The sequence below is a fragment of the Streptomyces sp. NPDC018693 genome, from assembly GCF_044391385.1.
Classification (GTDB): Bacteria; Actinomycetota; Actinomycetes; order Streptomycetales; family Streptomycetaceae; genus Streptomyces.
This window is the reverse complement of record NZ_JBIRZZ010000015.1, coordinates 14609-39320: the sequence shown is the minus strand read 5'-3', so window position 1 is coordinate 39320 and position 24712 is coordinate 14609. Positions and strand designations below refer to the sequence as shown.

Annotated in this window: 26 protein-coding genes; 9 read left to right on the top strand and 17 right to left on the bottom strand. The window is 72.6% G+C overall.

From position 1 onward, the window contains the following. Nucleotides 1-74: 74 nt before the first annotated feature. Both ACH5AC_RS30510 and ACH5AC_RS30505 read right to left on the bottom strand, forming a co-directional pair. Nucleotides 75-443 carry a hypothetical protein gene (locus ACH5AC_RS30510; protein ID WP_398865455.1) on the bottom strand — a complete coding sequence of 123 codons (369 nt, stop codon included), beginning with the start codon at nt 441-443 and terminating at the stop codon, nt 75-77. A 131-nt stretch (nt 444-574) separates the two neighbouring features. Beyond that, nucleotides 575-1459 carry a hypothetical protein gene (locus ACH5AC_RS30505; protein ID WP_398865454.1) on the bottom strand — a complete coding sequence of 295 codons (885 nt, stop codon included), beginning with the start codon at nt 1457-1459 and terminating at the stop codon, nt 575-577. A 259-nt stretch (nt 1460-1718) separates the two neighbouring features. Between ACH5AC_RS30505 and ACH5AC_RS30500 the strand changes: the two genes are divergently transcribed. Continuing rightward, the gene (locus ACH5AC_RS30500) at nt 1719-3779 is read left to right on the top strand and encodes a SpoIIE family protein phosphatase (RefSeq protein WP_398865453.1); all 2061 of its coding nucleotides are present in this window, start codon (nt 1719-1721) and stop codon (nt 3777-3779) included. A gap of 136 nt (nt 3780-3915) precedes the next feature. Further along, on the top strand, nt 3916-4671 hold the full coding sequence (locus tag ACH5AC_RS30495; protein WP_398865452.1) for a hypothetical protein: 756 nt from the start codon (nt 3916-3918) through the stop codon (nt 4669-4671). 21 nt (nt 4672-4692) lie between these two features. Here the strand turns inward: ACH5AC_RS30495 and ACH5AC_RS30490 are convergent, their stop codons facing one another. Both ACH5AC_RS30490 and ACH5AC_RS30485 read right to left on the bottom strand, forming a co-directional pair. Next, a complete protein-coding gene (locus tag ACH5AC_RS30490) occupies nt 4693-5496 on the bottom strand; it encodes a putative protein N(5)-glutamine methyltransferase (RefSeq protein ID WP_398865451.1) in 804 nt (267 codons plus the stop codon). A 163-nt stretch (nt 5497-5659) separates the two neighbouring features. Then, on the bottom strand, nt 5660-6436 hold the full coding sequence (locus ACH5AC_RS30485) for a GNAT family N-acetyltransferase (protein WP_398865449.1): 777 nt from the start codon (nt 6434-6436) through the stop codon (nt 5660-5662). 199 nt (nt 6437-6635) lie between these two features. Here ACH5AC_RS30485 and ACH5AC_RS30480 point away from each other — a divergent pair, with 199 nt between their 5' ends. From ACH5AC_RS30480 to ACH5AC_RS30465, 4 genes are all read left to right on the top strand, one after another. Beyond that, nucleotides 6636-7256, top strand: a complete 621-nt coding sequence (locus ACH5AC_RS30480; protein ID WP_398865448.1) for a sulfite oxidase-like oxidoreductase — start codon at nt 6636-6638, stop codon at nt 7254-7256. Beyond that, entirely contained in the window at nt 7249-8004 is a 756-nt protein-coding gene (locus ACH5AC_RS30475) for a ferredoxin reductase (protein WP_398865447.1), read from the top strand. The genes ACH5AC_RS30480 and ACH5AC_RS30475 overlap by 8 nt, the downstream gene beginning before the upstream one ends. A 90-nt stretch (nt 8005-8094) precedes the next feature. Beyond that, nucleotides 8095-8679: a DUF3592 domain-containing protein gene (locus ACH5AC_RS30470; RefSeq protein WP_398865446.1), complete on the top strand. Its 585-nt coding sequence runs from the start codon at nt 8095-8097 to the stop codon at nt 8677-8679. 90 nt (nt 8680-8769) lie between these two features. Continuing rightward, a complete protein-coding gene (locus ACH5AC_RS30465; protein ID WP_398865445.1) occupies nt 8770-9738 on the top strand; it encodes an acetylxylan esterase in 969 nt (322 codons plus the stop codon). 68 nt (nt 9739-9806) lie between these two features. On the opposite strand, the gene ACH5AC_RS30460 is transcribed toward ACH5AC_RS30465, so the two are convergent. From ACH5AC_RS30460 to ACH5AC_RS30450, 3 genes are read right to left on the bottom strand one after another with little or no spacing between them, the layout of a single operon-like run. Beyond that, complete coding sequence (locus ACH5AC_RS30460; RefSeq protein ID WP_398865443.1) at nt 9807-10532, bottom strand: class I SAM-dependent methyltransferase; 726 nt, start codon at nt 10530-10532, stop codon at nt 9807-9809. Nucleotides 10533-10537: 5 nt separating this feature from the next. After that, the gene (locus tag ACH5AC_RS30455) at nt 10538-11101 is read right to left on the bottom strand and encodes a PadR family transcriptional regulator (protein WP_398865442.1); all 564 of its coding nucleotides are present in this window, start codon (nt 11099-11101) and stop codon (nt 10538-10540) included. A 19-nt stretch (nt 11102-11120) separates the two neighbouring features. Then, complete coding sequence (locus ACH5AC_RS30450; protein ID WP_398865441.1) at nt 11121-12014, bottom strand: hypothetical protein; 894 nt, start codon at nt 12012-12014, stop codon at nt 11121-11123. 283 nt (nt 12015-12297) lie between these two features. Between ACH5AC_RS30450 and rho the strand changes: the two genes are divergently transcribed. Next, nucleotides 12298-13428 (top strand): transcription termination factor Rho, encoded by a 1131-nt coding sequence (gene rho, locus ACH5AC_RS30445; protein ID WP_398865439.1) that lies wholly within the window; start codon nt 12298-12300, stop codon nt 13426-13428. On the opposite strand, the gene ACH5AC_RS30440 is transcribed toward rho, so the two are convergent. After that, a complete protein-coding gene (locus ACH5AC_RS30440; RefSeq protein ID WP_398865438.1) occupies nt 13425-15062 on the bottom strand; it encodes a serine hydrolase in 1638 nt (545 codons plus the stop codon). The genes rho and ACH5AC_RS30440 overlap by 4 nt on opposite strands. Here ACH5AC_RS30440 and ACH5AC_RS30435 point away from each other — a divergent pair. Both ACH5AC_RS30435 and ACH5AC_RS30430 read left to right on the top strand, forming a co-directional pair. After that, entirely contained in the window at nt 15061-15267 is a 207-nt protein-coding gene (locus ACH5AC_RS30435) for a hypothetical protein (protein ID WP_398865437.1), read from the top strand. The two genes, ACH5AC_RS30440 and ACH5AC_RS30435, sit on opposite strands and share 2 nt — an antisense overlap. Nucleotides 15268-15341: 74 nt before the next feature. After that, nucleotides 15342-16532, top strand: coding sequence for a D-alanyl-D-alanine carboxypeptidase family protein (locus tag ACH5AC_RS30430; protein ID WP_398865436.1), 1191 nt, complete (start codon nt 15342-15344; stop codon nt 16530-16532). A gap of 105 nt (nt 16533-16637) precedes the next feature. Here the strand turns inward: ACH5AC_RS30430 and ACH5AC_RS30425 are convergent, their stop codons facing one another. From ACH5AC_RS30425 to ACH5AC_RS30385, 9 genes are all read right to left on the bottom strand, one after another. Continuing rightward, entirely contained in the window at nt 16638-17576 is a 939-nt protein-coding gene (locus tag ACH5AC_RS30425; RefSeq protein ID WP_398865435.1) for a glutaminase, read from the bottom strand. A gap of 35 nt (nt 17577-17611) precedes the next feature. Next, the gene (gene aspA / locus ACH5AC_RS30420; RefSeq protein ID WP_398865434.1) at nt 17612-19021 is read right to left on the bottom strand and encodes an aspartate ammonia-lyase; all 1410 of its coding nucleotides are present in this window, start codon (nt 19019-19021) and stop codon (nt 17612-17614) included. Between the two features lie 140 nt (nt 19022-19161). Then, a complete protein-coding gene (locus tag ACH5AC_RS30415) occupies nt 19162-20178 on the bottom strand; it encodes an asparaginase (protein ID WP_398865433.1) in 1017 nt (338 codons plus the stop codon). Between the two features lie 44 nt (nt 20179-20222). Continuing rightward, the gene (locus tag ACH5AC_RS30410) at nt 20223-21662 is read right to left on the bottom strand and encodes an amino acid permease (RefSeq protein WP_398865432.1); all 1440 of its coding nucleotides are present in this window, start codon (nt 21660-21662) and stop codon (nt 20223-20225) included. Beyond that, on the bottom strand, nt 21659-22336 hold the full coding sequence (locus ACH5AC_RS30405; protein ID WP_398865568.1) for a FadR/GntR family transcriptional regulator: 678 nt from the start codon (nt 22334-22336) through the stop codon (nt 21659-21661). The genes ACH5AC_RS30410 and ACH5AC_RS30405 overlap by 4 nt, the downstream gene beginning before the upstream one ends. 100 nt (nt 22337-22436) lie before the next feature. Then, nucleotides 22437-22802 (bottom strand): fluoride efflux transporter CrcB, encoded by a 366-nt coding sequence (gene crcB / locus ACH5AC_RS30400; RefSeq protein ID WP_398865431.1) that lies wholly within the window; start codon nt 22800-22802, stop codon nt 22437-22439. Nucleotides 22803-22804: 2 nt separating this feature from the next. Continuing rightward, entirely contained in the window at nt 22805-23179 is a 375-nt protein-coding gene (locus tag ACH5AC_RS30395) for a DUF190 domain-containing protein (protein ID WP_398865430.1), read from the bottom strand. After that, complete coding sequence (crcB, locus tag ACH5AC_RS30390; RefSeq protein ID WP_398865429.1) at nt 23176-23631, bottom strand: fluoride efflux transporter CrcB; 456 nt, start codon at nt 23629-23631, stop codon at nt 23176-23178. Before crcB (ACH5AC_RS30390) ends, ACH5AC_RS30395 begins: the two co-directional genes overlap by 4 nt. An 81-nt stretch (nt 23632-23712) precedes the next feature. Next, entirely contained in the window at nt 23713-24678 is a 966-nt protein-coding gene (locus ACH5AC_RS30385) for an SMP-30/gluconolactonase/LRE family protein (protein WP_398865428.1), read from the bottom strand. Nucleotides 24679-24712: the final 34 nt, after the last annotated feature.

Genomic DNA, 24712 nt, shown 5'->3' with positions numbered 1-24712 from the left:
CCATCGTCACCGGGGGCGCACGGCGTTCGGGGGCGGCCCGACCGGAGCGGGCCGCCCGTTCACCCCGCCGGCCGTCAGCGGCTCGCGAGCAGGACGTGCAGCTCGCGTTCCTGGTCGCCGGAGGCGGTGGTGATGTCGCGCACGGAGAACAGGGAGTCGAGGGTCGTACGGAGGCGGTCGATCGCCCAGTAGCCGCCCTGCGCGTCGGCCTCGACGGTGGACGACAGTCGCGCGGGCGGCGGGCACGTGTGGGTCTCGGTGACCTCGAAGGTGCCGAGCCAGACCATCGGGCGCGTCTCGTGCAGCTGCTGCGGCACGTCGTCGGCGGCCCGGTCGGACTCGAAGCACGCGCACAGCGCGTCGAAGACGATCCGGGCGTCCTCCTTGCTGCATCCGCTGATCTCGACGGAGACGGACTCCTCGTGCGGTCGCTCGCGGTCCATCGTGAACGCTCCTCTCGTGGCGGTGACACGGCGGCGCGGATGTGCCCCGCGAACCGTGTCAATCCCAAGAAAAGCACCACTTTCCCCGCCGGGCACCAGCGAAACGACCGGTGCCCGGCCGAGGGAGACACTCAGCCGCGGGTGAAGCGGTAGGTCTTGCTGTCCGTCAGGACGCAGAAGCCCGGCGAGAGCACGATCACGCGCAGGGTGCCGGTGCGGCGGTCGTAGTCGACGCCCTCCGTCTCGAAGGAGCCCGAGCATCCGCTGCGCAGCGGCAGCTGGCGCAGGGCGGTGACCCGGCCGGAGACGTCGGCGGTGCCGTTCGGCGGGGCGGACAGGTCGATCTGCAGGAGCGGCTTGGTGATGCCGAACAGGGTGCCGGCCGGGTCGTCGGAGGAGCACAGCAGGGTCGTCGGGCCGGAGAAGTCGCAGCCCTGGACGTCGCGCACGGCCCGGTCGAGGCGGACGGTGGAGACCCACGGCAGGTTCGCCGAGGGCGAGGTGGCGGGGTTGGCGCCGGGGGTCGGGAAGACGAGCAGCCGGGTCATGGTGCCCCACTCGCCGGCCAGCATCCACTGACCGTCCGGGGAGATCGCCACCCAGGAGTTGTTGAGGGCCTCGCCGGGGACGAGCGCGTGGACGTACTCGGACCAGACGCCGCCGGGTGCCTGCACGCGGAACATCTTCGCGCCGTTGGAGTCCGACTGGTACGGCTCGACGTAGTGGCCGTCGTAGGAGGCGTCGGGGTCGCCGACGTGGTTCCAGCCCCGCATCGCCGCGCCGAGCGGGATGGTGCCGATGCCGGTGTAGCGGTTGGGGCTGCCCGCCGGGACCTCGACGGAGGTCAGGCCCTGGCTCTCGGTCAGCGGGTCGGCGCGGTCGGAGCCGGCCTCGGTCCAGGTGTCGGCGGCCGCGGCGGGCGGGGCCGCGACCAGCGCGGCGGCCGTGGCGGTGGCCAGGGCGACGAGGGCGGCACGGACTGTGTGACGACGGCGGCGGGCAGGGCGCAAGGGCATGGACAGGCTCCTCGACGGGGGGTGGGGAACGCGCTCGGCGCACAGTCTGGACCGCTTCCGTAGTCATGTACAGACCAACTTGATGGGCGGCCGGGGAGCAGCCGGGGAACGGACGGCTCCGCCACACCGGTGACGGCCCCGACGAAGCGGAGGCGAAGGCGCGCAAGGCATGGGAGAAGAGGGTTGGGCGCGGTAGAACGGGGGGAGTCGGCACGGGGGACGTCGTGCCGTGCGGCAAGGTGCGGAGGCGATGCGCAGCATGAGTCCAGCCGAAGCGGTGGTGGCCGAGGGCGGCGGCCCGATACGGCCCGGTGGCCTGCTCGACGTCCTGAACGTGGCCTCTGTGGTCCTGGACGCCGAGGGACGCATCGTGCTGTGGAGCCCGCAGGCCGAGGAGCTCTTCGGCTACTCGGCGCGTGAGGCGCTGGGCCGGTACGCGGCGCAGGTGATGGTGCACGAACGGCACGTCGATCTGGTGGTCAAACTGTTCGCGGACGTCATGGAGACCGGCCTGAGCTGGGCGGGGGCGTTTCCGATCCGCTGCAAGGACGGGGCGACCCGTCTGGTGGAGTTCCGCAACATGCGGCTGCTGGACGACCGGGGCGACACCTATGCCCTCGGGCTCTGCGCCGACCGGCCGACCCTGCGCCGGGTGGAGCAGGACGTGGCGCTGTCCACCCGGCTGGTCTCCCAGTCGCCGGTCGGGCTGGCCGTGCTGGACACCGATCTGCGGTACGTGTCCGTGAACCCCGCGCTGGAGCGGATCGACGGCGTGCCCGCCGAGGAGCACCTCGGGCGGACGCTGCGCGAGGTGGTGCCCCTGCTGGACGCGGAGGCGCTGGAGAAGGCGGCGCGCCGCGTGCTGCGCACGGGGGTGCCGCTGGTCGACCGGTCCACGGTCGGGCGGACATCGGCCGATCCGGACGAGGACCACGCCTGGGACGTGTCGCTGTACCGGCTGGAGGACGCCCGGGGCACCGTGCTCGGCGTCGCGGTGTCGGTGGTGGACGTCACGGACGAGTACCGGGCGGGCGTCGAGGCCGAGGCGGCGCGCCGCCGGCTGGCGCTGATCGCCGACGCGTCGGCCCGGATCGGCACCACGCTCGACCTGGAACGCACCGCGCGTGAGCTGGCCGATGTCGCCGTCCCGGAGCTGGCCGACATCGCCGCCGTGGATCTGCTGGACGCGGTGGTGGCGGGCCGGCCGGCGAGCCTCAGCCCCGCCGATCCGGCCGTGATCCGGGCGCTGGCCGTACGCGCGTACGCCGCGCCGGACGCGCTGGCGGCGGCCGACCCGCCGGGACAGGTCGCCCGGTACGGGCCCGACCGGCTGGTCACCGAGTGCGTACGGGCGGGGCGGCCCATCCTGGTGACCGAGGTCAGGGACGACGACCTCGGGCGCATCGCCCGCTCCCCCGAGGCGGCGGTGCTGCTGGGCCGCGCGGGCGTCCACTCGTATCTGGCGGTGCCGCTCATCGCGCGCGGTGAGGTGCTCGGCGCCCTCGACCTCAAGCGGACCCGCAATCCGCGGGCGTTCGGCCGGGACGACCTGCTGCTGGCCCGGGAGCTGGCGGCGCGCGCGGCGATCCAGATAGACAACGCCCGCTGGTACCAGAACGCCCGCACCACCGCGCTCACCCTCCAGCGCAGCCTGCTGCCCAGCCATCCGCCGGTGACCGGCGGCCTGGAGGTGGCCTCCCGCTACCAGCCGGCCGGCGCCACCACCGAGGTGGGCGGCGACTGGTTCGACGTGATCCCGCTGGAGGGCCGGCGGACCGCGCTGGTCGTCGGCGACGTGATGGGCAGCGGCATCGACGCGGCCGCCACGATGGGCCGGCTGCGCACCGCGACGACCACCCTGGCCTCGCTCGGCCTCGACCCCGCCGTGCTCCTGGAGCATCTGGACCGGATCACCGACGGCCTCGACCACTCCATCGCGACCTGCCTGTACGTCGTCCACGACCCGGAGGCGGGGCAGTGCCGGATCGCCAACGCCGGGCATCTGCCGCCGGTGCGGCTACGGGCGGGACAGCTGCCCGAGCTGCTCGACCTGCCCACCGGGGCGCCGCTGGGCGTGGGCGGGGTGCCCTTCTCCACCACGACCGTCGGCTTCGCCCCCGGCGACCGGCTGGTGCTCTACACCGACGGCCTGGTCGAGACCCGCCGCCACTCCCTGGACGAGCGGCTGGACGCCCTGCTCTCGCTGCTCGACGGGCCCGGGCAGGAGCTGGAGGACCTGTGCGACTACCTGCTGCGCACCCTCCATCACCCCGACAACCACGACGACGTGGCGCTGCTGGTGGCGCGGGCCCGCGCCTGAGCCGCGCCGCCCAACCTGTGCGTCCGCTGTCCGACTCCGCCTGGTTCACAGGGATTTATTACCGGCGCCTTACCGCTGTTTTCCCACAATCACAGCAAGGCGTGCGCCCATGCCGCCGGGGCTAGGAGAGTGAGCTGTGACGCAGGAACCGCACCACCCCGACAACAGGGAGACCAGGGCCGGAGTTACGTCCGAGCCCGAGCTGCTGACCGGACCCGGCGGTCCGGAACCCACGCGGAGCCCGCTGCGCCGACTGTGGCAGCACCGCTCCGCCCGTGGCCGCGCGGTCGTCGCGGCGGCCACCGTGGGCGTGCTGGCGCTGGGCGGCACCGTCGCCTTCGCCGCCACGTCCGAGGACTCCGGCGGCGGCACGCCGTCGCCGTCACCGTCCTCCTCCGACGGCACGTCCGACTCCCGGCACGGCCGCGGCATGTGGTTCGGCCTCGGGGGCGGCGCCGTCCACGGGGAGGCGACCGTGCGGGACCCCGACTCCGACGACTGGGTCGTGCGGGTCTGGCAGCGCGGCACCGTCGAGAAGGTCGACGGCGACCGGGTCACCGTCAAGAGCGAGGACGGCACCTCGTGGACGTGGACGGTGGACTCCGACACCACCGTCCTGCGCGACGGCGACTCGGATTCCGGGGCCGACGCGCTGAAGAAGGACGACACGGTCGTCGTCACCGGCATCCGCTCGGGGGACACCCGGACCGCCGACCGGGTCGCCTCCGGCACCTTCGAGGGGAAGTCCCGGGGCGAGCGGCGTGGCGGCGGCCTCCCCGGCTTCGGGCACGGTCACCGCTGGGGGAACGGCGACACGGCCTCCCCGGATCCCTCGGAGAAGGGCGACAAGGGCGGGAGGAGCGAGAAGGACGCCACGCGCGCCGGCGCCTGACGTGCCGTCACCGGGCGTCCCTCAGACCCTGGTGCCGATCACGACATGGGCGTACAGGTCGTCGTCGACGGCCAGTCCCGCCGCCAGGCCGCCGCGGGTGACCACCTCGACGGCGTGCGGGGCCTGACCCTCGCTCGTCTCGACCAGCAGGCAGCCGCCGGGCGCCAGCCACCCCGGCGCACCGGCGGCGACCCGGCGCAGCAGGTCCAGGCCGTCCGCACCGCCGTCGAGGGCGGTGCGCGGTTCGTGGTCACGGGCCTCGGGCGGCAGCAGGGCGACCTCGTCGGTGGGGACGTACGGCACATTGGCGGCGAGGATGTCGATCCGGCCCCGCAGCCGCTCCGGGAGCGCGGCGAACAGGTCGCCGGTGTGGACGTGCCCACCGTGGGCCGCGAGGTTGCGGCGGGCGCAGTTCACGGCGGCCGGGTCGAGGTCGGCGGCGTGGAGTTCGGCGGGACCGAGCGCGGCCGCGAGGGCGGCACCGACCGCACCGGAGCCGCAGCACAGGTCCACCACCACGCGCGCGTGCGGGGCGTGGGCGAGCGCCTGGTCGACGAGGAACTCGGTACGGCGGCGAGGCACGAAGACACCCGGCTCGACGGCGACGCGCTGCCCGTGGAACTCGGCCCAGCCCAGGACCTGTTCGAGGGGCAGACCGCCGGCGCGGCGCTCCACCATGGCGGTGACGTCACCGGCCGTACGCGCCGTGGCCAGTATCAACTCCGCCTCCTCCTCGGCGAAGACACACCCGGCGGCGCGCAGCGCGGCCGCAACGGTGCCCGGCGAAGGGAACGACGAAGCGAAGGGAGACGAGGAGGAGGACATGACAGCCGAGGGCCTTTCGGAGGGCGAAGGGCGCTCCCGTGGTGGCCTACGGCCGACGGTCCACGCCGTCCGAAGGTGAGAGCACCCGACCTGACACTGCGGTAATGGGTCCCACCTCCCCGGCCTCACACGACGGCGGCATGTCCGCGGTCGGTTGGTCACCCTACCCCACGCCTCGGACACCCATGGTCACTTCGGCCGCTTCCCGCCCCGCCTCCTGCCGCTCCGGTACCCGGGCCGCCAGGAAGGTCGCGGTGCGGCGGAGGCGGAAGCCGAGGGACTCGTAGAGGCGCAGGGCGTGGGTGTTGTCGGCGGAGGCGTGGAGGAAGGGGGTCTCGCCACGGGCGCGGATGCCGTGGGCGACGGCGAGGATCAGCCGGGTGGCCAGCCCCTCGCCGCGGACCGCCGGGTCGGTGCACACCGCGCTGATCTCCGTCCAGCCGGGCGGTCGGAGCCGTTCGCCCGCCATGGCGACCAGGCGTCCTTCCCGGCGTATGCCCAGGTAGGTGCCCAGTTCGATGCTGCGGGGCAGGAAGGGCCCGGGGCGGGTGCGGTCGACCAGGTCGAGCATCTCGGGGACGTCGGCCGGGCCGAGGCGCACCGCCTCCGGGTCCGGGGCGGCGGCCACGCCCGCGTCGACGAGCTGCACTCCGGCCATCCGGAACGTGATCTCCCAGTCGTCGGGCGCCTCGCACCCGAAGGACGGCAGCGGTGTCTCCGCGCCGGGGCCGGCCAGTGCCGCGAGGTCGGCCCAGTCGTCGGCGTCCGGCGCGTCGGGCAGGGCCACCCAGGGGGTGACGTCGAGGGGGTAGCGCAGGGCACGGCCCCGGCGCTCGGCGAAACGCGCGTGCGGGCCGGTGAGGGCGGCCAGGACCGGATTGTCCAGTACGTGCCCGTGTCCGAGCCCGCTGTCCTCGCCGCCGGCCGTCGTCATGCCCATCCGCCCGATTCCCTTCCCTGGTGTTCACGCCGCTGTGGCCTCCTTCAGGCCAAGAGGCGTGCTGCGGACGATATTCCCGGGGCGGCCGAGGTTCCGGACGACCGGGGGATGGGCGGTGGCCGACGGGCACGTACCGTTGACCACGCAATCTTTTCGTCCGCGTCCGAGGCAGGCACCACCCGGTATGGCAGCACCCCGTATGACACCACCCTCACGGCAGGTCACCCGAGGCTTCACCGGCCGCCCCCGAGTGCACCGGCCGGGACTCCCGCCCGGTCAGTACGACGCGGGCGACGACTGGCCCGTGCTGTCCGCCGAGGTCACCCCGGACCTCACGGCCGCCGAGTGGACGTTCCGGATCGACGGACTGGTGACGCGGCCGCGCATCTGGACCTGGGACGAGGCGCGGGCGCTGCCGGGGTCGGTGTACGAGGGGGACATCCACTGTGTGACCAGCTGGTCGAAGTTCGGGGTGCGGTTCGGGGGCGTGTCCCTGGACACGTTCCTGGACGAAGCCGGTCCCGAGCCGTCCGCGACACACGCCGTGGCGTACTCGCACACCGGGTACACCGCGAACCTGCCGCTGGCGGACCTCACCGGCGGGCGGGCGTGGATCGCGTTCGAGTACGACGGCCGGCCGCTGGCGCCCGAGCACGGCGGGCCGGCGCGGCTGCTGGTGCCGCACCTCTACTTCTGGAAGAGCGCCAAGTGGATCGCGGGCATCCGCATCCTCGACCACGACGAGCCCGGCTTCTGGGAGCGCAACGGCTATCACGAGCGGGGCAACCCGTGGGAGGAGCAGAGGTACTCCGGTGACTGAGACCTTCACTCCCCCGACCCGGTTCGCCGTGCCCGGCCGGATCGCCGTGGGCGCCCAGGAGGCCGCCGTGTGGCGGACCGCGACGGTCGCCGGGATCCGGCGTGAGACGCCACGCGCGGCCAGCTTCCGGCTGGCGGTGCCCGGCTGGCCGGGGCATGTGCCGGGGCAGCACCTGATGCTGCGGCTGACCGCCGAGGACGGCTACACCGCCCAGCGGCACTACTCGATCGCCTCCGCCCCCGACGACTCGGGGCACATCGAGCTGACCCTGGACCACGTCGAGGGCGGCGAGGTCTCCGGCTGGTTCCACACCGTCGCCCGGCCCGGCGACCGGGTGGAGGTGCGCGGTCCGGTGAGCGGCTTCTTCGCCTGGCCCGGGGACCGGCCCGCGCTGCTGGTCGGCGCGGGCTCCGGCGTCGTACCGCTGATGTCGATGGTCCGCCACCACCGGGCGCGCGCCCTGGACGTGCCGCTGCGGCTGCTGGTCTCCGCGCGCGGGCCCGAGGAGCTGATCTACGCGCGGGAGTACGGCGAGGAGACCACGCCCGTGTTCACACGGCGCGCACCGGCGGGCCTGCCGGTGGGTCGCCTGGCCGCCGCGCACCTGGCACCGCTCTTCGCCGACGTGCCGCCCGGCGGCTGGGAGGCGTACGTCTGCGGTTCGAACGCCTTCGCCGAACACGCGTCGCGCCTGCTGGTGGCGGCCGGCCAGCCGGTGGACCGCGTCCGCGTCGAACGCTTCGGCTGACCCGGCGGCACCCTCCGCCGCGCACAGCGCCCCCGAAAGGGGGTAATTCCTCTCCGTGGGCACTCGTCCGTGTGCGGCGAGGAGGTCGACATGCGTACCCGGGTGCGTGGCTGGCGGTGGCGGAGCAACCCGCTGCGGCGCCGGTCGGACGTGGTGGAGGCGTGGACGGCGCTGGTCGTGGCCGTCCTGCTGCTGGTGGGTGTGCCGCTGGCGGGGGCGCTGGTCGGCGGCTGGGCGTACGGGGAGGCCCGGGCGGTCGCGGCGGAGCAGCGGGCCGAGCGGCGCCCGGTCCAGGCGGAGGTGGTCGGCGCGGTGCCCGGCTCGCCGCCCACGGGGTACGGCGACCGGGAGCAGTCGTACCGGGTGACCGTCCGCTGGACCGACCCGGGCCAGGAGCCGCGGACGACGACGGCGCGGGTGCCGTCCGGCACGAGCACCGGGGACCGGGTGACCGTCTGGGTCGACGGGCGCGGCCGCGGTGTCGCCGCGCCGCAGAGCGACACGACGATCTGGCAGCACACGCTGACCGTCGGCGTCTGCGCGGCGATCGGCGCGGGCACGCTGGTGCTGGCCGGGCACGCGGTGGTGCGCCACGTGTCCCTGCGGCACCGGCTCGCCGAGTGGGAACGGGAGTGGGCGCGCACCGAGCCGCAGTGGACCCGGCGTGAGGCGTGACGGACAAACAGCCCGGGGTCTGGAAAGCACCGCCTCTCGCCCGTACGGTGGTGATCATTCGTACAGGCACTTAACAAAAGGCGGTCCCGCATGGCCCTGTTCGATCTGCCCCTCGACGAACTCCGCGACTACCGCAGCAAGTCGACCGAGCCGGAGGATTTCGACGCGTTCTGGTCCAAGACCCTTCAGGAGGCGCGTGAGTACGACCTCGACGCCCGGTTCGAGCCGGTCGACACGGGGCTGACCACCGTCCAGGTGTTCGATGTGACGTTCGCCGGGTTCGGCGGCCACCCCGTCAAGGGCTGGCTGACGCTGCCCGCGGCGGCCACCGAGCCGGTGCCGCTGGTCGTGGAGTTCGTCGGATACGGCGGCGGACGCGGGCTCCCGCACGAGCACCTGCTGTGGGCCTCCTCGGGCCGTGCGCACTTCGTCATGGACACCCGCGGCCAGGGCAGCGCCTGGGGCGGTGGCGGCGGTACGGCGGACCCGGTGGGCGGCGCCCCGGCGTACCCCGGTTTCATGACCCGTGGCCTCGACGCGCCCGAGAACTACTACTACCGGCGGGTGTTCACCGACGCGGTGCGCGCGGTGGAGGCGGCCCGTTCACATCCGCTGACCGACGCGGCGCGCACGGTGGCCGTGGGCGGGAGCCAGGGCGGTGGCATCACCCTCGCCGTCGGCGGTCTGGTGCCCGACCTGGCGGGGATCGCCCCGGACGTGCCCTTCCTGTGCGACTTCCCGCGCGCGACGACCATGACGGACCGCGATCCGTACCGGGAGATCGGCCTGTTCCTCAAGACGCACCGCGGCCGCACCGAGGACGCCCTGCGCACCCTCTCCTACTTCGACGGTGTGCACTTCGCGGCCCGTGGCTCGGCGCCGGCGCTGTTCTCGGTGGCCCTGGAGGACCAGACCTGCCCGCCGTCGACGGTGTTCGCCGCCTTCAACGCCTGGGGCCACGACGACAAGACGATCGAGGTGTACGACTTCAACGACCACGAGGGCGGCGGTCCCTACCAGGAGGCCGCCAAGCTGCGCTGGATGAGCGCGCACGCGTGACCGGGCGGTGCGGGGTCTCGGCCGCTCACGCGCGGCGTGGCCCGCACCACCCTCAGCCTCCCCCCGGGTCAGTGGATCCGCCGGGCCTCGACCATCCGGACCCGTGGGCTGCCGTCCCGCCGCCGCCCGAACTCGGGCAGGGCCTGCAGGTCCACGCGGAACCCGGCCCGCTCCAGCTCCCGCCGTACGTCACCGAGCCGGAAGGCCCGGTAGTACATGACGAACGGCGGCCGCCACAGGGCGTTGCGCACCCGCATCACGGCGTCGAAGCCGAGGAGCATCCAGAACGCCGGGGTGGTCGGGCGGGGCGGGGCGAGCACCGGGAAGGCGAAAGTGCCGCCCGGTCGCAGCGCGGAGTGCACCTGGGCGAACAGGCCCGGCAGCTCCCGGGGCAGGAAGTGGCCGAACGCGCCGAAGCTGACGACGAGGTCGAAGGCGGACGTGAAGGGCAGGGCACGCGCGTCCGCCCGCACCCAGGACACGCGCGGCCCGGAGATCTCGGTGCGCCGGGTGGCCTCGGCGAGCATCCCGGCGCTGAAGTCGACGCCGGTGACGCTGTGCCGGCACACCTCGGCGAGCACCCCCATCCCGGCGCCGGTGCCGCAGCACAGGTCCAGTCCGTCCTCGTACGACCCCGTACGCGCCAGCGCGGCGGCGACGGCGTCGAGCACCGAGTCCGGCGTGCGGAAGGGGGTGTGGTCGAACTTCGGGGCGAGCAGGTCGTAGCCGCGCTGGACGGACGACAGGGCCTGGACGGCGAGTTCGCGCAGGCTCGGGCCTTCAGGGCTGAACATCCGGCTCAGCCTAGGGCAACACGCCGTGTGACGACGTCCAGAACGCGTGCGCACCAGCGGAGGTTCTCCTCCTCGAACGCGATGCCCGCCATCAGGGTCAGATACGGGCCGATGCGCTCGGCCTCACGCAGGTACTCGTCCTCCGTGCGCCCCTCCAGGAGCCGCTCGCGGACCCGCTGGTAGCGGGCGAGCTTGCCGCGCGCCCAGGTCATGCGCTCCTCGATCAGCGCCCGGGTCGTGTCCGGGTCGACTCCGTCACCCGCCTGGATCTTGATCATGAGTTCGTCGCGGATCGCGGTCGGCCTGCGGGGCGGGGCGGCCGCGAAGGCCCGGAGGTCCTCGCGGCCGGCCTCGGTGAGGCTGAACATCCGCTTGTTCGGCCGCCGTTCCTGCTCCACCATCCGCGCCTCGATCAGACCCTCCCGCGCCAGCCGCTCCAGCTCGCGGTAGAGCTGCTGCGGGGTCGCGGGCCAGAAGTTCGCCAGCGAGACGTCGAAGACCTTGGACAACTCGTAGCCCGACGCCTCTCCCTCCAGGAGGGCGGCCAGGACGGCGTATTTGAGGGACATGGGAACAGTCTGACCAGGACTACTTCAGTTTCTCCAGCGTGGCCTTGGTGTCCTTCTTCAGCCACTCGGCTATCTCGTCCTGCGTCGGCGGCTCCGGGTCGTCGTCGCCGTACGAGTAGCTGCTGAAGCTCATCGAGTACGTCATCCAGCCGTCCCGCACCGCGAGGGTGGAGTACCGGGAGGTCTCGCTGGAGCTGTCGGAGACCAGGTACGCCTCGTCACCGATGCCGTCGACCTCGGTGACCTTGTAGTCCTCGTACATCTCGCCGTACTTCTTCCACGTCGCCGTGAACTCGGGTCCGGGATCGGTCTCCTTGTGCAGGGCCACGTCGGCGTAGAGGTATCCGTCGCTGGAGTCCGAACCGTCCGCCGTCAGGCTGAGGCTGCAGCGGCTGGTGTCGAGGGCGGGGTCCTTGACGGCGCGGGCCGTCGGATCGTCGTCCTCCTCGGGGTAGTCCTCCTTGAAGGACGAGTAGTCCATGGTGGTGCACAGGTTCTCGGGCGCCGAGTAACCGCGCAGGTCCGCGCTCCCGGTGACACCGCCACCGAGCAGGAACACACCGCCCGCCCAGGCGGCGGACGCGACCACCGCGCCGAGCACGGCCCACAGCACGGCCCGCCCGGCGCCGCCGCTCCCGCCACTGCCACCGCCACCGGCCGGCGAGGCGAGCACCTCCGGATACGGCCCCGGCTGGGCGTAGGGGTGGGCGACCGGGGGCTGCCCCGGCTGGCCGACCATGGTGGGCTGGGCGTAGAAGTTCTGCCCGCCCGGCGGGGCGGTGGGCGGTGGATAGCCCGCCGGCGACTGCGGGTTGGGGTACGGATAGGCGCTCGGCTGGGGCGGGGTTCCGGACGGTTGGCCGGGAGGCTGCTGCGGGCCGGGCGGCTGCGGAGGCTGAGGCGGCGTGGACATGCCGTGACAGTAATCCATAGCCGCTGATCAGGACACAGCCATATTCGATATGGTATGGTGCCGTCCGCATCTGTGTACGCCCCGTCGTGGGCGCCGGTGCGATTCCTCATCTCTGTTCGCCTTCCGCCTCGCCGAATCGGCAAGCGCGCAGGCCGTCTTCCGCCGCTCACAGGCACATCCGTGGGACCTCCCTGTCCACGGTTCTCCATGGCTCTCCCTCGCGGCGTCTTCCCTTTCCCTTCCGCATGCCTCGTCTCCGCCGTCCTCGAAAGGACCGCCTCCCATGACCACCGCACTCGAACACGCCCCGATCCAGCGGCCGTCCACCCGGCTCGCCACCGGCGTCCTCGACGTCGACGACAGCGGAAAGGGCCGGCTGCGCGGCCCCGACCTGCTGCCCTCCCCCGCCGACCCGTCCGTCGCCCCGGCGCTGATCCGCCGTCACGGTCTGCGCAAGGGCGACCTCGTGGCAGGCGTGCGCGGCAACACGAACGCCCTGACCGACGTCACGCCGGTCGAGGGCCGTACGCCCGGCGCCCGCCGGCACTTCCGGGACCTGACCCCGCTGCACCCCAGCGAGCGGCTGCGCCTCGAACACCCGGCGGCCGGGCTCGCCGGGCGCGTCACCGACCTGTTCGCGCCCGTCGGCAAGGGGCAGCGCGGGCTGGTCGTCGCCCCGCCCAGGACCGGCAAGACGGTGCTGCTCCAGCAGATCGCCGCGGCCGTCGCGGGCAACCACCCCGAGTGCCGCCTGATGGTCGTCCTGCTCGACGAACGCCCCGAGGAAGTCACCGACATGCGCCGCTCGGTGTGCGGCGAGGTGTACGCCTCGACCTTCGACCGGTCGCCCCGGCAGCACATCGCCCTCGCCGAACTCGTCGTCGAGCGGGCCAAGCGGCTCGTCGAGGCGGGCGAGGACGTGGTGATCCTGCTGGACTCCCTGACCCGGCTGTGCCGGGCGCACAACCACGCGGCCGCCGCCGGGGGCCGTACCCTCAGCGGCGGCGTCGACGCGACCGCGCTGATCGGACCCAAGCGGTTCTTCGGCGCCGCGCGGGCCGCCGAGGAGGGCGGCTCGCTGACGATCCTCGCCACCGCCCTCGTCGAGACCGGCTCCCGCGCCGACGAGTTCTTCTTCGAGGAGCTGAAGTCCACCGGCAACATGGAACTGCGCCTGGACCGCGAACCCGCCTCCCGGCGCGTCTTCCCCGCCGTCGCCCTGCCCGCCTCCGGCACGCGACGCGAGGAACTCCTGCTCTCCCCCGCCGAGTTGACCGCCGTACGCGGACTGCGCCGGGCGCTGGGGAACCGGGACGGCCACGGCGGTCTGGAGACCCTGCTGGAGCGGATGCGGGCGACGCCCGACAACGCGACCTTCCTGCGCCGGGTCCAGCCGACCCTGCCGGCGGCCTAGTCCTTCCGCGTGAAGGTGCCGAGCCCGGTCGTGTCGAGGCTCTCGACCCGGACCTTCTCGGCGCGCCCGTCGGACCCGACGGTGAAGGTGACGCCGGACAGTCCGACGGCGTTCTCTCCCGTGGTGCGGAAGCTGAAGGTGTCACCGTCGTAGTGGCGCAGGGGGAACCGTTGCTTCTTCGGCCCGAGTTCCATGGTGAGGTCGTCGCCCTGGGCGCTGACGGTCAGCGGACCGTAGTAGTCGTTGGCGTACGTTCCGGTGTAGGAGCTGTTGGCCTTGGCGGGTGCGGGTGAGGGCGGGGGCTTGTCGTAGTCCACCGGTGAGCGATCGCCTTCCGTCGACTTCTGGATGATCGGGCCGAGGAACGTCAGCCAGTCCACGGTCGGCCCGCCCGTCTGCGCGGTGTCGAGGAACGTGTTGGCGATCGCCTCGGGCACACCGACCGGCCGGCCGTTGGTGAGGACGACGATGCCGAGCCGCTCCGAGGGCAGCAGGGTGACGTTGGTGGCCGCCCCCAGGTTGAAGGCGCCGGAGTGGCCGAGCCTGAGCCGGCCCTGGTCGTCGTAGCTCACGTTCCAGCCGAGCCCGTAGAACCCGGCCCGGCCGGCCGGCGCGGGCGGTGGGCTGGAGAGGATGTGCGGCAGGTGGGTCTGCTCCAGCGCGTCGGCGTCGATGAGTTGGCGGCCCCCGAACTTGCCGTTGTCCATTTGCAGCCGCATCCACTTCGTCATGTCCCGGACCGTGGAGCTGGCCCCGCCCGCCGGACTCTGGGCGTCCGCGTCGCGCACCTGTTCGGCACGCCAGGTGTCACCGCTCTTCACATGCGGGGCGGCCTTGTTCTTCGCCTTCTCGTAGTCGGCGAAGGACGAGCTGGTGGAGTCCATGCCGAGCGGCCGGTACAGCTTCTCGGCGGACAGCTTCTCCCAGCTGGTGTTTTCCGCCCGGGCCACGGAGACGGCGGCCTCGGTCAGCCCGAAGTTGGTGTACGCGTAGTGGGCGCGGAAGGGCTCCAACGGCTCGTAGCGGAGGTGCTCCAGGATGTACGAGCGGTCATAGCCGAGGTCCTCCAGCAGATCTCCGGCGTGGTCGGGCAGCCCGCTGCGGTGCGCGAACAGGTCGGCCAGCGTGACATGGCGCGTGACCCACGGGTCCTTCAGGGCGAAGCCGGGGCTGTATTCGACGACCGGGTCGTCCCAGCCGACGGTCTCCTCGCCCACGGCGGCGGCGACCACGGTGGACGCGAGCGGCTTGGAGACCGAGGCCAGCTGGAAGACGGTGTCGGCTCCGACGCGGTCCTTCGTGCCCGCCTTCCGCACGCCGAAGCCCTTCAGATACAGCACGTCGTCCTCATACACCACGCCCACGGCGACACCGGGTACCCCGGTCCGGCGCATCGCGTCCTCGACGACGCCGTCCAGCTGGTCCACCGCGCGGTCGATCCCCTCCCGGGTGAGCTGCGGCGGTGGCTGGGCGGGCGGGACGGTGGGCAGCGGCGACGTCTGGGCGATCGCACGGCCGGCGGCGGCCGTGGTGTCGCCGTCGGATCCCGTACAGCCGACGGCGAGGGCCGTCAGCAGTGCGAGTGCCGTCAGGGCGAGAAGAGGCCGGGTGTCTGGGCGCAACATGTCTTCCATGGAAGGCCCCGCCTCGCCGCCTGTCGCCTCGACGGGCCGTTCGGGGGAACCCGAGTGCGCCGCCGCGCTCCTCGCCCTGCCACCCTGGCTGCCGCACGGCGACGAGATCACCCTGCGTATGCTCGGCAGTTCCACCTCGGGTCCGTACGGGCACTCGTCGCGCATCGCGGCCGCCCCGGCACCCGACCATCCGCTGTTCGGCTGACGGTTGGCCCTCACGGGCGCGCCGCTCGGCACGGTCAGCGCGGGGAACCGCTTGATCGTTTCTACGTTGCTCGTATGACGATCGGATTCTCTTCCCGGGTCTTCTCCTCGCGGGCCGCCGTGTCGGCCCGTGTGTGCTGCGTGGCGGGCGTTCTGATCCTCGGGCCCGCCGCGGTCGCCGCCCCGACCGGTGCGGACCCGGATGCGCCGGGCGGGCCGCGGGCGACCATGCCCGCGCCGGCGCTGCTCCACCGCTCCGGCACCCAGGTCCGCCCCCGCCCCGGAGCACCGCGCGTGCCGGACGTCTCCGCGCTGTCGTGGCTGGTGGCGGACGCCAACTCCGGCGAGGTGCTCGCCGCAGAGAACGCGCACCGCAAGCTGCCGCCGGCGAGCACCCTCAAGACCCTGTTCGCGCTGACCGTGCTGCCCGTCCTGCCCGGCGGCATCCGGCACCGGGTGACCGAGAAGGAGCTCGCGGACATCGGCCCGGGCAGCAGCCTCGTCGGGGTCGCCGCGGGGCACACCTACACGGTCGCCGACCTGTGGCGCGGGGTGTTCCTCAACTCCGGCAACGACGCCGTGCGGGTCCTGGCCGCGCTGGGCGGCGGCGACTGGCGTACGACGGCCACGCGCATGGAGGCCAAGGCGCGGGCCCTGGGCGCGCGGGACACCCGGGTGCTGTCGCCCGACGGGTACGACGCGCCCGGGCAGGTGTCGTCGGCGTACGACCTGGCGGTGTTCGGCCGGGCGGGGCTGCGCAACCCCGAGTTCGCACGGTACTGCTCCACCGTCGAGGCGGAGTTCCCCGGAGACGGCGGGTCGTCGTATCCGATCGCCAACACCAACCGGCTGCTGACCGGCGACAGCGGTGTCGCCCGCTATCCGGGACTGATCGGTATCAAGAACGGCTACACCAGCGAGGCGGGCAACACACTGGTGGCGGCCGCCCGGCGCGACGGGCGCACCCTGGTGGTGACGGTGATGAATCCCCAGGCGGGCGACGGTTTCGCGGTCTACGAGGAGGCGCGTGAGCTGCTCGACTGGGGGTTCACGGCGGCCGGGCGGGTGGATCCGGTGGGCTCGCTGGACGCGCTGCGGCCGAAGCCCAGGTCCGGTCCCGAGGCGGTACCGCCGGCCGCGCGGGTCCCGGCCGACGAGGGCTCGGGGCTGCCGGCGGCCCTGCTGATCGGGGGGACGGCCGGAGCGGGTGCCGCGGTCATGGCGCTGGGGCTGTGGTTGCGGGACCGTCGCTCAGCCGGCCGGTGAGCGACCGGCGGCCACGGCAGCAGCCCGAAGGTGACCCACGTGCAGGCGTGGGAGCCGAGGAGGCCGTCCACGCCGTAGCAGTCGGGGCTGCGGCTGCTGTTGCCGTCAGAAGACCGACAGGCCGGTCAGGGTGGTGAATCTGTCGAGTGCCGCCACTCCCGCCACCGAGTTGCCTCGTTCGTCCAGGCCCGGGCTCCATACGCACAGGGTGCAGCGGCCGGGCACGACGGCGATGATGCCGCCGCCCACGCCGCTCTTGCCGGGGAGGCCGACCCGGTAGGCGAAGTCGCCGGCCGCGTCGTAGGTGCCGCAGGTCAGCATGATCGCGTTGATCTGCTTGGCCTGGCTGCGGGTGAGCAGCCGGGAGCCGTCGGCGCGGATGCCGTGCCGGGCGAGGAAGGTGGTGGCGAGGGCGAGGTCGGCGCAGGAGGCCGTGAGGGAGCACTGGCGGAAGTACTGGTCCAGCAGGGCCGGCACGTCGTTGTCGATGTTGCCGTAGGACGCCATGAAATGGGCGAGGGCGGCGTTGCGGTCGCCGTGCGCGGTCTCCGAGGCGGCGACCTCCTGGTCGAAGTCGAGAGAGGGATTGCCGCTCTCGGTGCGCAGGAAGGCGAGGAGTTCGCCGGCCGCGTCGCCGCTACGGGTGTGCAGGCGGTCGGTGACGACGAGGGCGCCCGCGTTGATGAAGGGATTCCGCGGGATGCCGTTCTCGTACTCCAGCTGGACGAGGGAGTTGAAGGGGTTGCCGGAGGGCTCCCGGCCCACGTGCTCCCAGAGGACGTCGCCCTCACGCGCCAGGTCGAGGGCGAGCGTGAAGACCTTGGTGATGGACTGCGTGGAGAAGGGCTCCCGCCAGTCCCCCACGCCGTAGACCGTGCCGTCCAGTTCCGCGACCGCCATGCCGAAGCGGCGCGGGTCGCGGGCGGCGAGTGCCGGGATGTAGTCGGCGGGGCGGCCCCGTCCGGGGGTCCGCTCCATCTCCTCGGCGATGCGTTCCAGGACCGGCTGGAAGGTCAGGGACGACGTCGTTGCCATGATCACCATTGTGCCTCCGGCCGGTCCTGGTGCGTAACCGCTGGTCAGACGAGGGGTGCGCCGCTGCCGGCGACGACCTCGGGGCGGAGCAGGCCGGCGAGCTTGTCGGCGGGCAGCAGGCCCTTCTCCAGGACGAGTTCGGCCACTCCGCGGCCGGTGACGAGGGCCTCCTTGGCGATGCCGGTGGCGGCCTCGTAGCCGATGTGCGGGTTGAGCGCGGTGACCAGGCCGATGGAGTTCTCGACGCTCGCGCGCAGCACCTCGGTGTTGGCGGTGATGCCGTCCACGCAGCGCTCGGCGAGGGTCAGGCAAGCGGCCCGCAGATGCGTGATCGACTCCGACAGGGAGTGCAGGATGACCGGCTCGAAGGCGTTCAGCTGGAGCTGGCCCGCCTCGGCGGCCATGGTGATCGTCACGTCGTTGCCGATCACCTCGAAGGCGACCTGGTTGACGACCTCCGGGATGACCGGGTTGACCTTGCCAGGCATGATCGACGAACCGGCCTGCACGGGCGGCAGGTTGATCTCGCCGAGGCCGGCGCGCGGACCGGACGACAGCAGGCGCAGGTCGTTGCAGCTCTTGGACAGCTTGACCGCGATCCGCTTGAGCACGCCGGACATCTGGACGAACGCGCCGCAGTCCTGGGTGGCCTCGACCAGGTTGGCGGCCGTGACCAGGGGCAGGCCGGTGATGTCGGCGAGGTGGCGGCGGGCCGCCTCGGCGTAGCCGGCGGGGGCGTTGAGGCCGGTGCCGATGGCCGTGGCGCCGAGGTTGATCTCATGGATCAGCTCGACGGCCTCGTCAAGACGGCTGCGGTCCTCGTCAATCATGACGGCGAACGCGGAGAACTCCTGACCCAGCGTCATGGGGACCGCGTCCTGCAACTGTGTACGGCCCATCTTGAGCACGTCACGGAACTCGACGGCCTTACGGGCGAACGCGTCCTGCAGTACAGCCATCGCCCTGAGCAGTCCACGCACCGCGAAGACCGTCGCTGTCTTGACGGCCGTCGGGTAGACGTCATTGGTCGACTGGCCGAGGTTGACGTCCTCATTGGGGTGCAGGAACTGGTACTGCCCCTTCTCGTGGCCGAGCAGCTCCAGCGCCCGGTTCGCGACGACCTCGTTGGCGTTCATGTTCGTCGACGTGCCGGCACCGCCCTGGATGACGTCGACGACGAACTGGTCGTGCAGCTTCCCCTCCCGTATCTCCCGGCACGCCGCGACAATCGCGGCGGCCTTCTCCTCCGCCAGCAGCCCGAGCTCCTCGTTGGCGAGCGCGGCCGCCTCCTTGACCGCGGCGAGGGCCTCGATCAGGTGCGGGTAGGCGGAGATCGGCATGCCCGTGATGGGAAAGTTCTCGGTGGCACGCAGGGTGTGCACACCCCAGTAGGCGTCGGCGGGAATGTCCCGCTCCCCGAGCAGATCGTGTTCGCGGCGGGTGACGGCGGTCATGACGTACGGATCCTCTTTCTGAGGTACGGAGGTGGCAGCGCCCAAGGGGCGCGGGGCTGTTTCGACATGCGGCTACCGCCGCGCGGGCGCGACCAGCCACAACCGGCCCGCAGACGCCGAACAACAGGGACGGCGGAGCGCTACGCGCAAGCGGTCAGCGGAAGGGGGTCAAGCGCCCGCACCGGCCGCACAGAACCCACCGGCTCACCCCCGCCAAGAAGGGGCTCACCCGCGAACTCCGCAAGCAGCGCGGGATCAGCCCCGGCCCGGACCAGCGCCGCCGCGGCGACCGGCACCCGAGCCCGATTCGACCCGTCGGAGATCTTCACGGCAACGGCCCGCCCATCGGGCAGCGCCGCGACCTGGACCCCCTCGAAGCCGTCCTTCGCGAGCAGCCCCGGCACGGCCCGCATCAGCGCGGCGACGTCACGGCCGGAGCCGGAGGCCATCTCCGCGTGCTCACGCATGGCGTCGGCGACCCGGGCCTCCGGTGTGCCGGGCGCCGCGGTCGTGATGCGGGCGACCGCGCGGGCGAGGCCGTGCAGGGAGACGGAGAAGAGGGGAGCGCCGCAGCCGTCGACGGTGACCCGGGCGATGCGCTGGCCGGTGAGGTCCTCGACGATCTCGGCGATCGCCTTCTGCAGCGGGTGCTCGGGGTCGAGGTAGCCGTCGAGGGGCCAGTCGTTGAGCCGGCAGGTGTACAGCATGGCAGCGTGCTTGCCGGAGCAGTTCTGGGCGAGCCGGTTCGGCAGCCGGCCCTCGCGCACCCAGGCGTCGCGCACGACGGGGTCGAACGGCAGGTCGGTCACATTGCGCAGCTCGTCCTCGGTGACGCCGGCCAGTTCGAGGATGCGCCGGGTCCCGGCGAGGTGGCGTTCCTCGCCGGAGTGGCTCGCGGCGGTGAGCGAGAGCAGCTCGCCGTCGAGGGGCAGCCCCGCGCGCACCATGGCGACGGCCTGCACGGGCTTGAGGGCCGAGCGCGGGTAGAAGGCCGCCTCGATGTCGCCGAGCTGGAACTCGACCCGGCCGTCGGCGCCGAGGACGACGACGGAGCCGTAGTGGATGCCCTCGATCACCTCGCCGCGTATGAGGTGGGCGACGGGGGCGTGGAGGGGTTCGCGGATCGCGGGAGCGTCCGCGAGGAGGCTGCTGTGCATGACTGCCTGGATCACTGGTGGGTTGTCGGGGCGCGGCGCGGGGTTCACGCGTCGGCCTTGGGGGAGGTGCGCGCGAAGCGGCCGCGGATGGTGTACCAGCCGGCGACCAGCGCTGCGACGATCAGCGGCAGACACAGCACGGTGGTGCGTCCGGCGCCGCCGTCGGCGTACATGAGGACCAGGACGGTGGCGAGGAAGGCCAGCGTCACTGCTTCGGTCCAGGGGGAGCCCGGCAGTCGGTAGCCGGGGCGGGTCAGCTCGCCCTTCTGGGTCTTCTGCCAGAAGAGCAGGTGACAGATCATGATCATGCCCCAGGTCGCGAGGATGCCGAGGGCCGCGAAGTTCAGGACGATCTCGAAGGCGTCCTTGGGGACGACGAAGTTGAGGCCGACGCCGAGGACGCAGATACCGCTGGTGAGGAGGATGCCGCCGTAGGGGACCTGGCTGCGGCTCATGCGTGCGGTGAACTGCGGGGCGGAGCCGTTGACGGCCATGGAGCGCAGGATGCGGCCGGTGGAGTACAGGCCGGAGTTGAGCGAGGACATCGCCGCGGTGAGCACGACCAGGTTCATCACACCTCCGGCGGCCGGGACGCCGATGTTGGACAGCACCGTCACGAAGGGGCTCTCGCCGGAGGTGTACTTGTTCCACGGCAGCAGCATCGACAGCAGGACGACCGAGCCGACGTAGAAGAGACCGACGCGCCACATGATCGAGTTGATCGCCTTCGGCATGATCTTCTCGGGGTTCTCGGTCTCGCCGGCGGCGACGCCGACCAGTTCGACGGAGGCGTAGGCGAAGACGACGCCCTGGATGATCAGCAGCATGGGCAGCAGGCCGTTGGGGAAGAGGCCGCCGTGGTCGGTGATCAGGGAGGGGCCGGGGGTCGCGCCGTCGACGGGGTGCTGGGTGACCAGCAGGAAGATGCCGATGCACATGAAGACGACGAGCGCGCTGACCTTGACGATGGCGAACCAGAACTCGAGTTCACCGAAGATCTTGACGGAGATCAGATTGACCGTCAGGACGACGGCCAGGGCGATCAATGCGATCAACCATTGGGGGACGTCGGAGAACATCCCCCAGTAGTGGGTGTAGGTGGCGACCGCGGTGATGTCGGCGATGCCGGTGGTGGCCCAGTTCAGGAAGTACATCCAGCCGGCCGTGTACGCGCCCTTCTCGCCCATGAACTCCCGGGCGTACGACACGAAGGCGCCGGAGGACGGGCGGTACAGGACGAGTTCGCCGAGTGCGCGCACCACCAGGAACGCGAAGGCGCCGCACACGGCGTAGGCGATGAAGAGGGAGGGGCCGGCGTCTGCGAGCCGGCCGCCGGCACCGAGGAACAGGCCGGTGCCGATGGCACCGCCGATGGCGATCATGTTGACGTGCCGGGACTTCAGGGACTTGCTGTAGCCCTCGTCTCCGGCATCCACATGGCCGGAACGTTTCTGCACGCCGTTGTGCAGGGACTGCTCGCTCACGCCTCGGGTCCGCCTTCCGTGGGGGTTTCGTTGTGCGCGGAGCGCACGATCGTGGTGAGGGTCGTGGCGACCCCGTCGAGGTGGAAGGCCATGGCCTCCACCGCGTCCCGCTCGCTGCCGTCGAGCAGCGCCTCGTAGATCGCCACGTGCTCGCGGTGGCCCCGGTCACGGCGGCCGCCCACCTCGTTGAGGAAGGCGGACTGGCGGGCCAGCGCGTCCCGGATCTCCTCGATGACCTTGCGGAAGACCGGGTTCTGGGACGCTTCGGCGACGGCGAGGTGGAACAGGGTGTCCATGGCCACCCACGCGGTGGTGTCGGACTCCTGCTCCATGCGGTCCAGCAGGTACTTGATGTGGTCGAGGTCCTCCTGCGTGCGCCGCAGGGCCGCGTAGCCCGCGACCGGGATCTCGATGTGGCGGCGGACCTCCAGCAGGTCACTGGCCGCGTAGTCGCCGAAGGTGGGGTCCTCGACGGCGTTCGCTATCACGAAGGTGCCCTTGCCGGTCTTGGCGACCGTCAGGCCCATGGTCTGCAGGGCGCGCAGGGCCTCGCGCAGGACGGGGCGGGAGACCTCGAGGGTGCGGCAGAGCTCCGCCTCGGAGGGCAGCTTGTCGCCCACGGCGTACTCACCGCGCTCGATGGCGCCGCGGAGGTGGGTGAGGACCGCTTCCATCGCGCTGACGCGCCGCGGGCTCCCCCCACCTGTCTGGCTGTCTGACAGGTTCACGGGAGAGATGTTCCGGGTGAGCCCCGGGTGGTGTCAAGCTCGGGGCCTAACCCCACACCGCCCGACCCAGCCACACACCCGCGAAGGCGGCCGCGAGTCCCGCCAGCACACTCGCCACGGCGTTGACGGCGGCCTGCAGCCCCGCCCCGGTCTCCGCCAGGCGCAGGGTCTCGTAGGAGAACGTCGAGTACGTGGTCAGCGCCCCGCACAGCCCGGTGCCGAGGAAGAGCCGCAGGTCGGCACTGGCGGGCGCGGCACCGGCGAGCAGGCCGAGGACCAGGCAGCCCACCACGTTGACGGTGAAGGTGCCCCAGGGGAAGACCGAGTCGTGGCGGGTCTGCACCGCACGGTCGGTGAGGTAGCGGAGCGGGGCGCCGATCATGCCGCCGGCGACGACCACCAGCCAGTTCACCACTACTTCTTACCCTTCGTGTCCTGTTCGCCGGATTCGTCACCCCGGCCGACGTACCTGATGACCTCGCAGTCGTCGAGGATGACGAGGCCCTCCGTGACCAGCTCGTCCAACTGGGGCAGGAAGGCGCGGACGCGGTCCTCGGTGTCGACGATGACGATCGCCACCGGCAGGTCCTCGCTGAGGGAGAGCAGCCGGGAGGTGTGCACCAGGGAGGAGGCGCCGAAGCCCTCGATGCCGCGGAAGACGCTGGCGCCCGCCAGGCCGGCCGTGTGGGCGCGGTGCACGATCTCGGCGTACAGCGGGCGGTGGTGGACGGTGTCGTTCTCGCCGACGAAGACGGTCACACGCAGGGCGCGGCCGGTCAGCCTGGTCATCGCTGCCTCCGGATCAGAACGCGGCGGGTCGCCGTGGCCGCGAGCCACACCGCCGTGAGCGCCGCGAGCAGGGTCGCGGCGAGGTAGGCCAGTGCCGTGCCCGGATGGCCCTCGTCGAACAGGCGCTGGGCGTCGACGGCGTACGTGGAGAAGGTGGTGAAACCGCCGAGCACACCGGTGCCGAAGAAGGGGCGCAGCAGGCGGTGGGCGGAGATCACCTCGGTGATCAGCACCAGGAACACACCGATCACCGCGCAGCCGGCGACGTTCACCCAGAGCGTGGTCCAGGGGAAGGCGTCGGGGGGTGTGGGCCACCACTGGGCGGCCGCGTAGCGGGCGGTGGCGCCGAGGCCGCCGCCGAGGGCGACCGCGGCGACCACGGGGAGCTGTTCCCGCCGGGCCGGGCGCCGCCGGGCGCCGGTGACCGGGCTCTCCGCTTCCTGCGCTGTCATGAGTGCGTACGTCTCCTGCCCCGCCGTCCCGCCCCGTCCCTCGGCGGGGTGATCACGGCCGGGCACCAGCGTAACGCCGCCTCATAAGAGCGGCGGCGCCTCGCAGACCGCGATGCCCCGCTCCCGCAGGCTGCCCAGGACCAGTCGGCCGCCGGTCGCGCAGACGCCGGTGACCATGCGGTAGCCGGAGTGGCGGCGGGCCAGGTGGTGGACGGTCCGGCCCTCGTCGTCGACCGCGAGCACGCCGATGGTGCCGGACGGGCGGTACGGGGTGCGCGCGGCGAGGCGGGCGGCGGCCCGGCGTACGGCGGGGTGCGTGCGGTGGAGGAGGTCGAGCGGGGGGATCCGCGGGCCCGCCAGGGCGACCCAGACGGGGCCGTCCGGTGTGCCGCGCCACAGGTTGTCCGGGTGGCCGGGGAGGTTCTCGACGAGGGGTTCGCCGTGTCCCTCCCGGGGGCCGGTGAGCCAGCAGCGGGTGAGGCGGCGGGCGCCGGTCTCGGCGACGATCAGGAACGAGCCGTCGGCGCTCGGTGCCAGGCCGCCTGCGAACCGCAGCCCCTCCAGGACGACTTCGGGTTCCCTGTCGTCGGGGCCGAGGCGCAGCAGGCGGCCGGTGCCGGTGTGCTCGACGGGGTCGCCCGTCCGGTCGGGCAAGGAGTGGACGCGGCGGCTGGAGACGGTGAAGTAGACGGTGCCGTCGGGCAGGGCGACCGCGTTGCTGCAGAGGCCGAGCGGCTCCCCCGCCGCCTCCTCGGCGAGCACCCGGACCCGGCCGCTGCCGGGGTCGAGGCGCAGCAGTCCGCCGTGGCCGTCGCAGACCAGCAGGTCGCCGTCGGGCAGGAGTGCGAGGCCGAGCGGGCGGCCGCCGATCTCGCCGACGCACTCGACGCGGGCCGAGGGCGGGTCGTCCAGGCCGTCGACGCGCAGGATCCGTCCGTCCGACACCCCCGTCAGGACACGTCCTCTGGGATCGGCGACGACGTCTTCGGGGCCGCGGTCGGGAAGAGTGACGTACCGGATCGGGACGAGCGGGAGCGGACGGTCCATCGGCGTCTGGCCTTCCTGTCGGCAGGCGGCCATC